This is a genomic window from Streptomyces sp. NPDC002754 (genome assembly GCF_053592315.1).
In genome coordinates this window covers 156,503-170,813 of record NZ_JBSFVM010000006.1, presented here as the reverse complement: position 1 = coordinate 170,813, position 14,311 = coordinate 156,503, and the positions used below count along the sequence as shown (strand labels likewise).

General features: G+C 71.8%; 14 protein-coding genes. 9 read left to right on the top strand and 5 right to left on the bottom strand.

Annotation, left to right across the window (positions count from 1 at the left end; genetic code table 11):
• Positions 1 to 8: 8 nt before the first annotated feature.
• The 4 genes from ribH to ACWD2L_RS16325 are packed head-to-tail and all read left to right on the top strand — an operon-like array spanning position 9 to position 2,166.
• The gene (ribH, locus tag ACWD2L_RS16340; protein WP_351345654.1) at positions 9 to 494 is read left to right on the top strand and encodes a 6,7-dimethyl-8-ribityllumazine synthase; all 486 of its coding nucleotides are present in this window, start codon (positions 9 to 11) and stop codon (positions 492 to 494) included.
• A gap of 34 nt (positions 495 to 528) precedes the next feature.
• Positions 529 to 801: a phosphoribosyl-ATP diphosphatase gene (locus ACWD2L_RS16335; protein WP_351345657.1), complete on the top strand. Its 273-nt coding sequence runs from the start codon at positions 529 to 531 to the stop codon at positions 799 to 801.
• Positions 802 to 859: 58 nt separating this feature from the next.
• Complete coding sequence (hisG, locus tag ACWD2L_RS16330) at positions 860 to 1,717, top strand: ATP phosphoribosyltransferase (RefSeq protein WP_351345660.1); 858 nt, start codon at positions 860 to 862, stop codon at positions 1,715 to 1,717.
• An 11-nt stretch (positions 1,718 to 1,728) separates the two neighbouring features.
• Entirely contained in the window at positions 1,729 to 2,166 is a 438-nt protein-coding gene (locus ACWD2L_RS16325; RefSeq protein ID WP_351345663.1) for a PH domain-containing protein, read from the top strand.
• 294 nt (positions 2,167 to 2,460) lie between these two features.
• Here the strand turns inward: ACWD2L_RS16325 and ACWD2L_RS16320 are convergent, their stop codons facing one another.
• Positions 2,461 to 4,098: an acyl-CoA dehydrogenase family protein gene (locus tag ACWD2L_RS16320; RefSeq protein ID WP_351345415.1), complete on the bottom strand. Its 1,638-nt coding sequence runs from the start codon at positions 4,096 to 4,098 to the stop codon at positions 2,461 to 2,463.
• Positions 4,099 to 4,137: 39 nt separating this feature from the next.
• Complete coding sequence (locus tag ACWD2L_RS16315) at positions 4,138 to 4,746, bottom strand: TetR/AcrR family transcriptional regulator (protein ID WP_351345418.1); 609 nt, start codon at positions 4,744 to 4,746, stop codon at positions 4,138 to 4,140.
• Between the two features lie 96 nt (positions 4,747 to 4,842).
• Between ACWD2L_RS16315 and ACWD2L_RS16310 the strand changes: the two genes are divergently transcribed.
• The 5 genes from ACWD2L_RS16310 to ACWD2L_RS16290 all read left to right on the top strand — a co-directional run bounded on the left by ACWD2L_RS16310 (position 4,843) and on the right by ACWD2L_RS16290 (position 11,152).
• Positions 4,843 to 6,360, top strand: coding sequence for a class I adenylate-forming enzyme family protein (locus ACWD2L_RS16310; RefSeq protein ID WP_351345421.1), 1,518 nt, complete (start codon positions 4,843 to 4,845; stop codon positions 6,358 to 6,360).
• Between the two features lie 24 nt (positions 6,361 to 6,384).
• A complete protein-coding gene (locus tag ACWD2L_RS16305; RefSeq protein WP_351345424.1) occupies positions 6,385 to 6,987 on the top strand; it encodes a TetR/AcrR family transcriptional regulator in 603 nt (200 codons plus the stop codon).
• A gap of 118 nt (positions 6,988 to 7,105) precedes the next feature.
• Positions 7,106 to 8,041: a TauD/TfdA dioxygenase family protein gene (locus ACWD2L_RS16300; protein WP_351345427.1), complete on the top strand. Its 936-nt coding sequence runs from the start codon at positions 7,106 to 7,108 to the stop codon at positions 8,039 to 8,041.
• A complete protein-coding gene (locus ACWD2L_RS16295) occupies positions 8,038 to 9,336 on the top strand; it encodes an MFS transporter (RefSeq protein WP_351345430.1) in 1,299 nt (432 codons plus the stop codon). Before ACWD2L_RS16300 ends, ACWD2L_RS16295 begins: the two co-directional genes overlap by 4 nt.
• Before the next feature lie 100 nt (positions 9,337 to 9,436).
• The gene (locus ACWD2L_RS16290; protein WP_351345433.1) at positions 9,437 to 11,152 is read left to right on the top strand and encodes an aldehyde dehydrogenase family protein; all 1,716 of its coding nucleotides are present in this window, start codon (positions 9,437 to 9,439) and stop codon (positions 11,150 to 11,152) included.
• 275 nt (positions 11,153 to 11,427) lie between these two features.
• On the opposite strand, the gene ACWD2L_RS16285 is transcribed toward ACWD2L_RS16290, so the two are convergent.
• The 3 genes from ACWD2L_RS16285 to ACWD2L_RS16275 form a co-directional block, all read right to left on the bottom strand.
• Positions 11,428 to 11,697 (bottom strand): SHOCT domain-containing protein, encoded by a 270-nt coding sequence (locus ACWD2L_RS16285; RefSeq protein ID WP_351345810.1) that lies wholly within the window; start codon positions 11,695 to 11,697, stop codon positions 11,428 to 11,430.
• Positions 11,698 to 11,735: 38 nt separating this feature from the next.
• Positions 11,736 to 12,176 carry a DUF6325 family protein gene (locus ACWD2L_RS16280; protein ID WP_351345813.1) on the bottom strand — a complete coding sequence of 147 codons (441 nt, stop codon included), beginning with the start codon at positions 12,174 to 12,176 and terminating at the stop codon, positions 11,736 to 11,738.
• Positions 12,177 to 12,312: 136 nt separating this feature from the next.
• Positions 12,313 to 14,232, bottom strand: a complete 1,920-nt coding sequence (locus tag ACWD2L_RS16275; protein ID WP_351345822.1) for a potassium channel family protein — start codon at positions 14,230 to 14,232, stop codon at positions 12,313 to 12,315.
• Positions 14,233 to 14,311: the final 79 nt, after the last annotated feature.

The window sequence follows — 14,311 nt, the reverse complement described above, 5'->3', positions numbered from 1 at the left end:
AGAAGCGCGTGAGCGGCAAGGGTGCACCCGAACTGAGCGTGAAGAACTGCGGCGACCTGCGCGTGGCCGTCATCGCGGCCCAGTGGCACGAGCAGGTCATGACCGGACTCGTGGACGGCGCCCTGCGCGCCCTGAACGAGCTGGGCATCAGCGAGCCCACCGTCCTGCGCGTCCCCGGCAGCTTCGAGCTGCCGGTCGTCGCCAAGGTCCTCGCGGGCCGCGGCTACGACGCGATCGTCGCGCTCGGCGTCGTCATCCGCGGCGGCACCCCGCACTTCGAGTACGTCTGCCAGGGCGTGACCAACGGGCTCACGCAGGTCACCATCGACACCGGCGTCCCCGTCGGCTTCGGCGTCCTGACCTGCGACACCGAGGAGCAGGCGCTCGACCGCGCCGGCATCGAGGGCTCCAGCGAGGACAAGGGGCACGAGGCGGTCACCGCCGCCGTCGCCACCGCGACCACGCTGCGTACGATCGCCGAGCCCTGGCGCTGACGGGCGGATCGGGACGCGTAAAGTAGACGCCACCATGTCCAATAAGACGTTCGAGGAGCTCTTCACCGAGCTCCAGCACAAGGCAGCCACCGGCGACCCCGCCACTTCCCGCACCGCTGAACTGGTCGGCAAGGGCGTCCATGCCATCGGCAAGAAGGTCGTCGAGGAGGCCGCCGAAGTCTGGATGGCCGCCGAGTACGAGAGCGACGACGCCGCAGCCGAGGAGATCTCGCAGCTCCTCTACCACGTCCAAGTGATGATGGTCGCGCGCGGCATCTCCCTCGACGACGTGTACGCGCACCTCTAGGCCCGCGTACCCGCCTCCCCATCCGCAACTCACCCCTTACGCAAAGGAATCCGACCTCATGCTGCGCATCGCCGTCCCCAACAAGGGTTCACTCTCAGGGCCTGCGTCGGACATGCTGCATGAGGCCGGATACCGGCAGCGCAAGGAGTCCAAGGAACTCGTCACGGTCGACCCGGACAACGAGGTCGAGTTCTTCTACCTGCGCCCCAAGGACATCGCGATCTACGTGTCCTCGGGCAAGCTCGACATCGGCATCACCGGCGAGGACCTGCTGATCGACTCCGGCGCCGAGGCCGAGACGATCCTGCCGCTCGGCTTCGCCCGCTCCACGTTCCGCTTCGCCTCGCGGCCCGGCGCCGTCAAGGACCTCGCGGACCTCGCGGGCCGGACGATCGCCACGTCGTACGAGGGCATCGTCGCCAAGTACCTCGCCGAGCGCGGCGTGGAGGCCAACGTCGTGCACCTCGACGGCGCCGTCGAGACCGCCATCGAGCTCGGCGTCGCCGACGCGATCGCCGACGTCGTCGAGACGGGGACCTCGCTGCGCAACGCCGGCCTCGAGGTCTTCGGCGAGCCGATCATGCGCTCCGAGGCCTGCGTGATCCGCCACAAGGGCGCGTCCGCGGACGAGTCGGCCGACTCGAAGGTCGACCAGTTCCTGCGCCGCCTCCAGGGCGTCCTCGTCGCCCGGACGTACGTGATGATGGACTACGACTGCCGCGCCGAGCACCTGGAGAAGGCGGTCGCCCTCACCCCCGGCCTGGAGTCCCCGACCGTCTCCCCTCTCCACAACGAGGGCTGGGTCGCGGTGCGCGCCATGGTCCCGTCGAAGGGCGCGCAGCGGATCATGGACGACCTGTACGCCCTCGGCGCGCGGGCCATCCTCACCACGGCCATCCACGCCTGCCGCCTCTGAGGACGTCCGCCATGCCCGACCAGCCCAGCCTGCCCGTCACCTTCCGTCCCGGCCGCACCCGCGCCGTGCTGCACACGCTCGGCGCCGCGTCCTTCGTGGTGATCACGATCGTCGCGCTGCTGCTCGGTGGCCTGAGCCCGGGGGAGAAGGGCAGCTTCGTCTTCACCGGTGCGCTGTTCTGGGGCGTGCTGTGGCTGCTCGCGCGGCCCAGGATCGACGCCGACGCCGAGGGCGTCACGGTGGTCAACGTGGCGCGCAGCCGCCGCCTCTCCTGGGCGGAGATCGTCAAGGTCAACCTGCGGCCCGGTGACCCCTGGGTCTTCCTCGACCTCGCGGACGGCACCAGCATGGCCGCGATGGGCATCCAGCCCGGCATGGCCAAGTCCTCCGCCATCCGCGACGCCAAATCGCTCCGCGCTCTGACGGAGACCCACCACTCCCGTGCTTAGGCCTCGGGGCTCCGCCCCGGACCCCGCGCCTCAATCGCCGGCGGGGCTTGATCTGGCTCGGCCCATCAAGCCCCTGCGGCGATTGAGCTGCATCTTTCAAGCCCCTGCGGCGATTGAGCAGCGGGGTCCGGGGCGGAGCCCCGAGGCGTCGGGCCGGTGGGCCGTCTGCTCAATCGCCGCAGGGGCTATAAATAGCCCCTGCGGCGACCATGAATAGCCCCGCCGGCGATTGAGGCGCGGGGTCCGGGGCGGAGCCCCGTGGCGTGGGGGCCGTGGGGCGCAACCGGACGGGTGTCACGCGGGCAACCGGTCCAGGATCGCCGCGAAGTCCGCCGAAGGCGGCAGCGTTCCGAAGGCCAGGCCCCGGTCGCCGGCCAGCCGGCTCGCGCAGAACGCGTCGGCCACCGCCGAGGGCGCGTGCCGCACGAGGAGCGAGCCCTGAAGAACGAGCGCCGCCCGCTCGATCACCCGCCGCGCCCGCAACTGCGCGTCCTCGGGCGAGCCCAACTCGTCCTGGAGCCCACGCCACGCGGCATCCAGACGGGCGTCCGCGCCGGACGCCGCCTCGAGCTCCGCGCGGAACGCCTCCAGGGACTCCGGCTCGCGGGTCAACGCCCGCAGCATGTCGAGCGCGTTGACGTTCCCGGAGCCCTCCCAGATCCCGTTGAGCGGGGCCTCCCGGTACAGGCGCGGCATCCCTGACGCCTCGTCATAACCGTTGCCACCGAGGCATTCCAGGGCCTCCGCGACCGCCACGGGCTGCCGCTTGCACACCCAGTACTTGCCGACCGCCGTGGCCAGGCGGAGGAAGGCCCGCTCACCCGCGTCCCCCCGCTGTGCCCGGTCCGCCGCACCGGCCAACCGCAGCCCGAGCGTCGTCGCGGCCTCCGACTCCAGGGCCAGGTCCGCGAGGACGTTGCGCATCAGCGGCTGGTCGATCAGCTTCGCGCCGAACACCGAACGGTGGCGGCTGTGGTGCGCGGCCTGCGCCAGCGACTCGCGCACGTGCGCCGCGGAGCCGAGGACGCAGTCGAGGCGCGTCATCGTCACCATGTCGATGATGGTGCGCACACCCTTGCCCTCGTCCCCGACGAGCCAGGCCACCGTGTCGTCGAACTCCGGCTCGCTGGACGCGTTCGACCGGTTGCCGAGCTTGTCCTTCAGGCGCTGGATACGGAACGTGTTGCGCGACCCGTCCGGCAGCACACGCGGAACCAGGAAGCACGACAACCCGCCCGGCGCCTGCGCGAGCACCAGGAACACGTCGTTCATCGGTGCCGACGTGAACCACTTGTGGCCGCGCAGGCGCCACGTGCCGTCCGACTGCTCGACCGCGGCCGTCGTGTTCGCGCGGACGTCCGTGCCGCCCTGCTTCTCCGTCATACCCATCCCGGCGAGCAGGCCGCGCTTGTCGGCGGGGGCGCGGAGCCCGGGCTCGTAGACGGTGCTCGTGAGCAACGGCTCGTACAACTTGGCGAGTTCGGGCGTGCGGCGCAGCGCGGGCACCACCGCGTACGTCATGGAGACAGGGCACATGTGGCCCTGCTCCAGCATCGTGGCGAGCATGAAGGTGCCCGCGCGGGCCACGTGCGCGCCCGGCCGCTCGTCCGCCCAGGCGGAACCCGCCGCGCCCGCGGCCACCGTGGCGCGCATCAGTGAGTGGTACGAGGGGTGGAAGTCCACCTCGTCGACACGGTTGCCGTAGCGGTCGTGCGTGCGCAGCTCGGGCTCGTGCCGGTTGGCCTGGTCGGCCCAGAGGCGGGCCTCCTCGCTGCCCGCGTAGCGGCCGAAGCGGTGCAGCTCGTCGATGTGCCACTCGGCGCCCTCGCGGCGTACGCCCTCCAGGAGTACCGGGTCGTCGGCGGCGTCGTGACCGGTCAACGGCGGTGCCTGGTTGGTCACTTCGTGCGTCACGGTGGGGTTCGAGTGCATGGTGCGTGCCTCCGTAGAAGTCTCGGACGAACGAAAGGGTCAGGCGGCCGGTGCGCCCGCGCAGCGCAGCGCCATGGCGGTGAGTTCGGCGAGCAGCTCGCCGGTGGCGGCCTCGTCGTGGGCGGCGAGCGGATCGACGAGCACCTCGCCGATCGCGCCGGTGAGCGCGGCCGCGGTGATCGCACCGTCCTGCTTCGGCAGCAGGCCCGCCACCATGCCCTCGTGCACCACTTCGGCGAACAGGGCGTGGTAGCGGCGCCGGTAGTCGAGCCGCTCGGCGCCGACCTTCGGATCGGCGGGCGCGGCGAGCAGCGCGTAGGCGAGGCCGCGGTTCTCCAGGGCGCGCCGGGCGAACACCTCCACCCCGCGCCGCAGCCGCAGCACCGGGTCACCGTCCCCCTGAAGCACCTCGCCGATCACGGTCACCTCCCGCGCCGCGGCCCGCCGGAACACCTCGACCGCGAGCGCCGCCTTCGACGGAAAGTGCTGGTAGACCGAGCCGGCCGCGATCCCGGCGGCGTCGGCGACCGCCGTCACGGACGCCTGCGCCCAGCCCACCTCGGCGACGACGGAGGTGGCGCACGCGACCAGGTGCTCGCGCGCTGTCTCCAGGCGACGGATTTCGGCGGGGGTCTTGCGGTAGGCCATGCAAGCAGTGAACCATCATTCAGAGTTTGCCGCCATGGTCGGTTCCGCACCGGTTCCATGCCGGTTTCGTCGGCAAGGCTCGTCAGGAGAACGTGAATGCACCTCAGTGCCCTGCTGGACAGCGCTGTTCGCTCGGGCGGCACGAAGGAAGCCGTCGTCTACCGCGAACAGCGTTGGAACTACCGGGAGTTCGCCGACGCCGCCCGTCGCGCCGCGACCGCGCTGCGCGAGGCCGGCCTCGGCCCCGGCGACCGCCTCGCCGTGATGACGTACAACACCCCGGCGTTCCTCTTCGCCGCCTTCGGTGCCTGGAGTCTCGGGGCCACCCTCGTACCGTTCAACCACAAGCTGCAGACCGCCGAAGTGGGGCGCCAGCTGAAGCACTGCGGGGCGCGCCTCGCGCTCGTCGACGCGGAGATCGGCGAGCGCGCCACCGCCGCAGACCCGGGCGTGCGCTGGCTGACCAGCCACCCGGACGCCCCGGCCGAAGCGCTCCCGGCCGACGCCTTCGAGGCGCTCGTCGCGGCCGCCGAACCGTACGAGGCACAGGACCGCCCCGACGGGGACGTGGCGGAGATCCTCTACACGTCCGGCACCTCCGGCACGCCCAAGGGCTGCGTCCACTCGCACCGCACCGCCGCCCTGACCGCCGCGTACTCCGCGGCGACGATGTCGATGCGCGGTGACGAGCGCTTTCTGATCTGCATGCCGATCTGGCACGCGGCGCCGCTCAACAACATGACGCTCGGCACCCTGTTCGCGGGCGGCACCGTCGTGCTCCAGCGCGAGTACGAGCCGCGCGGCATGCTCGAAGTCATCCAGCGAGAGCGGATCACCGCACTGTTCGGCGCACCCATCGCGCTCATCGCCCCGCTCCAGACGGTCCCGGACCACGCCGACTACGACGTGTCGTCCGTCCGCGCCTGGCTCTACGGCGCGGGCCCGCTCGACGCGGACACCGTGCGCCGCCTGATGAAGGCGTACGGCACGGAGAACTTCCAGCAGGTGTACGGGATGAGCGAGACCGGGCCCGCCGGCGCCTCGCTCCACCCGTACGAGCACGCGGACAAGGCGGGTGCGATCGGGCGCGGCGGCATGCCGGGCGTGGACCTGCGCGTCGTACGCCCCGACGGACACGACGCGGAGCCCGGCGGGAGCGGCGAGATCTGGCTGCGCACCGACACCCGCATGCTCGGCTACCTGGACGATGAGGAAGCCACCGCCGAGGTGTTCGCCGGTGACTGGTACCGCAGCGGTGACCTGGGCCGGATCGACGAGGACGGCTATGTCACGCTCGTCGACCGGATGAAGGACGTGATCGTCACCGGCGGCGAGAACGTCGCGTCGCAGGAGGTCGAGGGCGCGCTGCGGGGGCACCCGGACGTGCTCGACGTCGCCGTCGTCGGCCGGCCGCACCCGCAGTGGGGCGAGACGGTGGTGGCCTTCGTCGTCCCGCGCGAGGGCGCCGGGACCGACCTGGCGGGGATGCGGGGGTGGCTGGAGGAGCGGATCGCCCGCTACAAGGTGCCGCGCGAGCTGATCCTGCGCGACGCCCTTCCGCGTACTCCCTCCGGGAAGATCACCAAGCACGTGCTGCGGGCCGAACTGGCCTGAGCTGCGCGCCTGTAGGGTCTCGGCATGGCCGATGAGCAGGCACAGCAAGCGCGCAGGGGGCCGGGCCGGCCGCGCCAGGAGCACGTCACCAACGCCGTGCTCCAGGCTGTCGTCGAGCTGGTGGCGGAGGAGGGCATGGGCGCGCTGACCATGGACGCCGTCGCGACCCGCGCGGGGGTGAGCAAACCGGCCATGTACCGCCGCTGGCCCACCAAGCAGGACCTGATCATCGCCGCCGCCGAGTCCCGCGTAGGGACGCTGACGGTGCCCGACATGGGGGACTTCACGGCCGAACTGCGCGCGGTCCTCATGGAACGTGTGCGTGCCTACCGGCAGCCCGGTGTCGGCCGGCTGCTCGCCGGAGTGATCGGCGCGGCGGCGGAGGCGGGCGCGGGGCGCGAGGCGTTCCGGGCGTACGTGACGCGGGTGACGAGCGAGACGCGGCACCTGCTGGAGCGCGGCATCGCGCGCGGCGACGTACGGCCCGACGTCCCGATCGCCGATGTCACGACCCTCATCGCGTCGTCCCTCGTCTTCCGGCTCGTCGCCGAGCAGCGGCCGCCGGAGAAGGAGCTGGTCGATTCCGTGGTGGACCTGATCGGCCGCGCGGTCGACGTCCGGCCGTGAGGGGCGTGTAACCGTCCACTGACCCTCGGTCATATCCCTTGCGGACCCCTTGCCCCGGCGCGATTCAATATCGATACTGCCGGTTACGTAATAGCGTTCGCTGTTGGGAGGACCCCCCATGCACGACGTCGCGACGGCCCCCGTCGAGAACCCCAAGCCGATCCTGGACAAGCCCCTGATGCACTACGGGCGCCGCGTCCTGGACCGCCTCGCGCCCGGCGCGGAGCAGGCGGACTACAAGCACTTCGAGGTCAACCCGCTCACCCCGCACTTCGGAGCCGTGCTCAGCGGCGTCGATTTGACGAGGCCGATCACCGAGGAGCTCGCCGAGGAACTGCGCCAGGCCCTCCTCGAATGGAAGGTGATCTTCTTCCGGGGGCAGGCCGGCTTCGACTCCGAGAACCACCTCGCCCTCTCGGCCGTCTGGGGCGAGCCCGAGCCCAACCCGTTCTTCCCGAAGACGGAGACCGTGGGCCTGTCCCGGCTCGCCAAGGACGCCAAGGCCGCCGGCAACAAGAACATCTGGCACAGCGACCACTCGTTCATGGTCAACCCCTCGCTCGGCGCCGTACTCCGCGCCATCGAGGTGCCCGCAGCGGGCGGCGACACCATGTGGTGCGACATGGGCGCCGCGTACGACAACCTCCCCGACGACCTCAAGGAGCGGATCGAGAACCTCACCGCGGTCCACGACTGGGAGGCCAGCTGGGGCGCGCTCATGAACGACGAGCAGAAGGCCGCGTTCCGCGCCAACTGGCCGCAGGTCGAGCACCCCGTCGTCGTGCGCCACCCGCGCAGCGGCCGCAAGACCCTGTACGTGAACGAACCGTTCACCCGGTACATCAAGGGCCTGTCCGAGGAGGAGAACCGCGAACTCCTCGACATCCTCGTGCTCCAGGCGCGCATCCCCGAGTTCCAGATCCGCTTCAACTGGGCGCCGGACTCGATCGCGATCTGGGACAACATCGCCGTCCAGCACTACGCGGTCAACGACTACTTCCCGGCCAAGCGCGTCATGGAGCGCATCGCCATCGCAGGGGTACCGCTCTCGTGACCACCGCACCCGCCGTGCGCGGCACGGGACTTGACCCGGCCCGGCGCGAGAGCCGCCGCGCGTGGACGGTGACCGCGCTCCTCGTGGTCTTCATGATGGTCAACTTCGCGGACAAGTCCGTGCTCGGCCTCGCCGCCGACGAGATCCGCGCCGATCTGCACCTGAGCGCCACCCGGTTCGGGCTCGCGAACAGCGCCTTCTTCCTGCTCTTCTCCGTCGCCGCGATCGTCGTGGGAATGGCGGCGGACCGGGTGTCACCGAAGCTGCTGCTCCTGGTGATGGCCGTGCTCTGGTCGGTGGCGCAGGTGCCCGCGGCCGTCGGCGGGGGACTCGCCGTACTGATCGGCTCGCGGGTGTTCCTGGGCGCCGCGGAGGGCCCGGCCTTCCCCGTCGCCCAGCAGGCCACGCTCTCCTGGTTCCCGAACGACAAGCGGAACCTGCCCAGCGCGCTGCTCACCATCGGCATCACGCTCGGCGTGATCATCTCCGCGCCGGGCCTGTCCTGGGTGATCCAGAACCACGGCTGGCGCGCGGCTCTGTGGGTGCTCGCCGCGATCGGCGTGGTGTGGGCGGCGCTGTGGGCGCTGTTCGGCGCGGACAGCCCGCGGGCCCGCGCCAGGGCGACCACGAAGGCCGCCGGCGACCGTGACGACTCCGCGCCCACGGTCCCGTACCGGAAGATCTTCGCCAGCCGTACGTGGATCGGCAGCACCCTCGCGTACTTCATGAGCTACTGGTCCGTGGCGCTGATGCTGGTGTGGATGCCGTCCTACCTGCGCAACGCGCTGGACTACTCGGCGTCCACCGCGGGCAGGCTGGTCGTCCTGCCCTGGGCCGTCGGCGCCGTGGTCCTGCTCGGGCAGGCCGCGCTCACCGGGCGGCTGATGCGGCGCGGTGTCGTCAGCAAGAGGGCCCGTGGCTGGGTCGGCGGATGCATGCTCGCGATCGGCGCCGTCTGCTGCCTCCTGACGCCGTTCGTCGACTCGGTGCCCGCGCAGACCGTGCTCGTCGCCCTCGGCTTCGGCTTCAGCGGCTCGTACGCCACCGTGGCCGCGACCACCGTCGCCGAACTCGCCCCGGCCGCCCGCAGCGGTGGCGCCCTGGGCCTCATGAACGCCCTCGTCACGGTGTCCGGGCTCCTCGCGCCCGCCGCCGTCGGCGCCCTCGTCGACGCGCAGGGCGACGCCGGCTACCAGCACGCCGTGCTCGTGACCGGTGTCCTCGTCGCGATCGGCGCCGTGCTCGCCTTCGCCCTGGTCGATCCGGAGCGCGACCGTGCACGGTTGACCGGCTGACCATTCGTCACGCAGCCTTCCCTTACCGGGGGTTACCCGTGGATGACATGATCGACGGCACGCCCCCCACCATTCCCCCCGCGTTTCCAAGGAGTTGACCGTGAGCGCCGCAGCAGCACTCGACACCTCACCGCTGGACCAGGCCGTCCGCGACCTGCGCGAGCACGCACCGTCCTGGACCGCGACGCCCCTGGCCGAGCGCATCGCGCTACTGGAGCGGACGCTCCCGCGGATCTCCGAGGGCGCCGCCGCGATGGTCGCCGACGCGTCCGCCGCCAAGGGCTACGCCGAGACCTCCGAGTGGGCCGCCGAGGACTGGATCACCGCGCCGTGGGCCCTCGCCCAGACGATCACGGCGTACCTGCACGTCCTGCGCCGCATCGCCGCCGGACAGGAGCCGGTCGACCCCAAGTCGGTGCGCAGCCACGAGGGCCGCACCGTCGTCGACGTCTTCCCCACCCTCACCTCCGACCGGCTGTTGCTCAACGGCTTCACCGCGCAGGTGTGGACGCTGCCGGGCATCACCCGCGAGCAGGTCCTGGACCGCGCCGCGGGGGAGTACCGGGGCCGGCAGGCCGGGCCGACCGTCTCCCTGGTGCTCGGCGCGGGCAACGTCGCGTCGATCACCCCGCTCGACATCCTCCAGAAGCTGTACGCGGAGGGCGAGGTCGTCATCGCCAAGATGAACCCCGTCAACGCGTATCTGCGCCCGCACTTCGAGAAGGTCTTCGCCGAGTACGTGGACCGCGGCTGGGTCCGCTTCGTCGACGGCGGCGCCGCCGAGGGCGCGTACCTCACCGGGCACGAGGACATCGACACCATCCACGTCACCGGCAGCGAGCGCACCCACGACGCGATCGTGTGGGGCGTGGACGAGCAGGCCGAGCAGCGCCGCGCCGAGGACGCCCCGCTCAACGACAAGCCGTTCACCAGCGAGCTCGGCGGCGTCAGCCCCTGCATCGTGACGCCCGGCCCGTGGAGCGACGCCGACTTCCGCTTCCAGGCCGAGAACATCGTCACCAGCAAGCTCAACAACTCGGGCCACAACTGCATCGCCACGCAGGTCCTCGTCGTGCCCCGCGAGTGGGACGGCACGGAGAAGCTGCTCGCCGAGGTCCGCAAGGTCCTTGCCGAACTGCCGCCGCGGCCCGACTACTACCCGGGCGCGGCCGACCGCGTCGCCAAGGTCACGGCCGCCCACCCGGGGGCGGAGAAGCTCGGTATCGACGACTCGTGCCGCGTCCTCGTCCCGGAGATCGAGGGCATGGACGACGTCCTGATCACGGACGAGGTGTTCGCGAGCACGCTCGGCGTGATCCGTCTCCCGGGCGCCGACGCGCCGCACTTCCTGGCCGCCGCCACGGAGTTCGCCAACGACAAGCTCCCCGGCACCCTGGGCGCCACGCTGCTCGTCCACCCGAAGACGGAGCGCGCCCACTCCGGCGCGGTCGCCGACGCGATCGCCGCGCTGCGCTACGGCACGCTGGGCGTCAACGTCTGGTCGGCCTTCGGCTTCCTCCTCGGCTACACGCCGTGGGGCGCGTATCCCGGCAACACGCCTAAGGACATCGGCAGCGGCATCGGCTTCGTGCACAACGCGTTCATGCTGGAGGACATCGAGAAGACGGTGGTGCGGGCCCCGTTCGCCCCGTCCCCGCGCGGCCTCTTCACCGGCTCCCCGTCCCTGTCCCCGCGCCCCCCGTTCTACGTCACGAACCGCACGGGCCTCACGACGATGAAGCGCCTCACGGCCTACACGACGTCCCCCTCCGCGACGAAGCTCCCGGCCATCTTCGCGTCGGCGCTACGGGGCTGATTCACCGGGGGCGTGGTGGGGGCGGTCCGGGACGGTGCGCTGCACCGGGGCTCACAAGGCCGGGGCTTCGCCCCGGACCCCGCGCCTCAAACGCCGGCGGGGCTGGGAAAACCAATCGCCGGCGGGGCTTGATCCATCAAGCCCCGCCGGCGGTTGAGGCGCGTCGTTTAAGCCCTGCCGGCGGTTGAGGCGCCTCTTTTAAGTCTCTGCGTCGATTGAGCAGCGGGGTCCGGGGCGGAGCCCCGAGGCGTAGGCGCGGGCGGCCGCAACGGCGCTCAACCGTTGAGGACGCGTGCCTTCTCCGCCGCGAACTCCGCCTCCGTGAGGAGCCCCTGGGCCCGCAACTCGGCGAGCGCCTGAAGCTGCGAAACCCGATCCGTGCCACCGGCAACCGGCGGCGCCACCTGCGCGTCCATCTCGCGACGCATGTCACGATCGGCCATTCTGCGGTTCACCCGCCCCGACACCGCCGACGCGGTACCGGAGATGACCGCCGTGCGGGCGATGGTGCCAAGGAGTCCGGGCCGTCCGAATCGTTGCGGCATGCTGACCGTCCTCTTCGTTCTCTCGCGTAAGTGTGTCGTCAGGCCGTGGCGAGGGCTTCGATGGCCTCGTCGACCGTCTCCCTCGGGATCCGCTCGAGCATCAGCACCTGTCCGTTCGAGTCGCGCACGGCCGTGCCGAGGCGGGCGGCCCAGGTGTTTTCCCAGGCCAGGACGAGCGCGGAGGACGAGGCCGGAAGGTTGTCGGAGACCGCCTTCAGATCCTCGTCGCTGAGCAGGTCGAACCGTACGTCGGCGACCTGCTGGAACAGCTCGGTGACCTCGGGGTCGCCGAGCTCGACGACATCGACGGACCCGTCGGCCGCCTTCCGGATGAAGCACAGGTCGAGGATCCGTACGGTCCCGTCCTTCTGCAGATCCCGCAGCGCGGGCGCGACATCGCCGCTGAAGTGGTTGCCGTCGAAGGCGAGCACGGCGACGTCCACCGGACCGACGGTGTCGGCGTTGAGGCCACTGGTCACGGGCGAGCCCCTTCCCTGTATTGCCGTATGGGACATAGGCGGATGAAACGTCTGAAACGGATACTAGGGTGAGCGTACTGCGGGAGCGAGCCCGGCGGACCGGGTCGTTCGGCCCTCCGGGAGGCCGAACGGCGGCTCATGGCCGCGAGGCATACGCGGGGTACGAGGCCTGCGAGGCCAGGAGCTCGGCGAGACCACGGCGCGTGGCGGCGAGAACGACCCGGTCGGTCGGCCGAAGTACGTAGCCGGGGTCCAGCTTCCAGACGAGTCCCGGCTCCCGCTCCTCGCGGTCCCCCGCCGGATCGGCCGCGCGGTGGGGCCGCCGCTCGTCCGGCGCGGTGGAGTCGACGGCGACCACGCGCCAGGCGCCGGCCCGGAACGACGCGGCGACCGTACGCCCCTCCAGGTGCGGATGGCCCGCCACGTCCAGCGCGGCGAACAGCAGCACGCGGCGCTCGACCGGGATCGCGCCGAGCACCTGACGGCCCATCATCGCCCCCGCGAAGGCCGGCGCCGCGAGGGTCGTGACGCTGCGGCTGCGGGTGAGGGCGCGCGGGTGGGCGGCGCGCAGCGTGCGGTAGACGGCCGTGGCGAACGCGTCGTCGTACAGGCGCAGGCTCACCTGGAGGTTCGGCTTGACCGAGCGGGCGTAGAGCGCGGCCTCCAGGTTGGTGGTGTCGAGGCTGGTGAGGGCGAGGAAGGCGCGCGACCTGGACACCTTGGCGGCCTCCAGGACACCCTCGTCGCGTACGTCGCCGATGACCGTCGGCACGCGCAGCCGGCGGGCGAGGGCGACGCCGCGGGCCTCCGGGTTCTCCTCCACGCACACGACGGGCACGCCCAGTTCGTGCAGCCTCGCCAGGACGCGGGTGCCGATCTTGCCGAGGCCGAGCAGGACGACGTGCCCGGACAGGCCGCGCGGCGGCCGGCGCAGTGCGGAGGCGGTACGGAAGGTGCCCATCGCCTCCAGGACGGCGGCCATGAGAACGGGCAGCAGCAGCAACCCGGCGAAGCCGGTGAGGAGTTGGATGATCTGCCGGGCCGCGGGCTCCCCGATCGCCGGATCGTCGATGGCGAACAGGTCGAGCATGGTGAGATAGCCGGCCCGCAGCGCGTTCGACTCGGTCGTCGCCCAGGTGGCGAGCGCGAGACCGAGCACGCAGACCGCGAGCACGGCCATCGACCAGCGCACCCGGCGCGAGAACAGCGAGCCGAGCGGCAGCGCCCGCGCGGCGAGGCGCCGCGGGGGCAGCCCGGGCTCCGCCGGTGTGACGGTGTCGAGGACGACGCTGCCACGCCCTACCGCGGCCGCGATCTCCTGGTCGTCCGGCAGCAGGACCGGCTCCTCCTGGCCCGAGGTGTCCGAGCCCTCCGTGTCCGAAGGGTCGTTGTTCGACGAGGAGAGGATCGCGAGCGTGCACAGGCCGGGGGTGGCGGGGGCCAGGCCCCGGCCGCGCGGCGCGCGCTCGACCGCGCGCAGCAGCAGCCCGTCCGCCTGCACGACCTTGCCGGTGCCCGCCACCGCGGTCGCGGCGAGTGCGGGCGCGGCCGTGTCGGCGTCGGACAGGATGGTGGTGGACGTGTCGAGGGACTCCGCGGCGAGGTCCGGCTGCGCGAGCGTGGCGGCCTGGTCGAGGAGCTGGGCCAGGTGCTGGCCGAGCTTCCGGTCGAAGAGCCGGATGACGAGCCGCAGGCGGGGGTTGAGGCGGCGGGCCGCGAGCGCGGCGCGGATATTGGTCTCGTCGTCGTCGTGCACCAGGGCCAGCGCGTCCGCCCGCGCCACCCCCGCCTCCATCAACGCGTCCTCGCTGAGTACCGCGGCCTCCATGACGCGTGGCGCCTGGCCGGCGAGCGAGTCGTCCTCCGACGGCGTCAGCCGGCCCATCGCGGCCTGCACCCGGCCCAGCAGCGCGGCGGCCCGGATCCGGCCGCCGGCCCGCGCGGGTTCGTCCGCGGTGCGCGTCGACGGTACGACGATGGTGACCTGGGTGCGGTACAGCTCGCGCAGTTCGGTGCCGAGCCGCTCGGCCAGCGCGTCGTCACCGCACACGACCATGTGTCGCGGCAGGGGCGTCTGTTGGGCCTGCTCGGAATCTTCGGGCTGCTGAGGCTGGTGGGGAAGTGACACCGTGTCA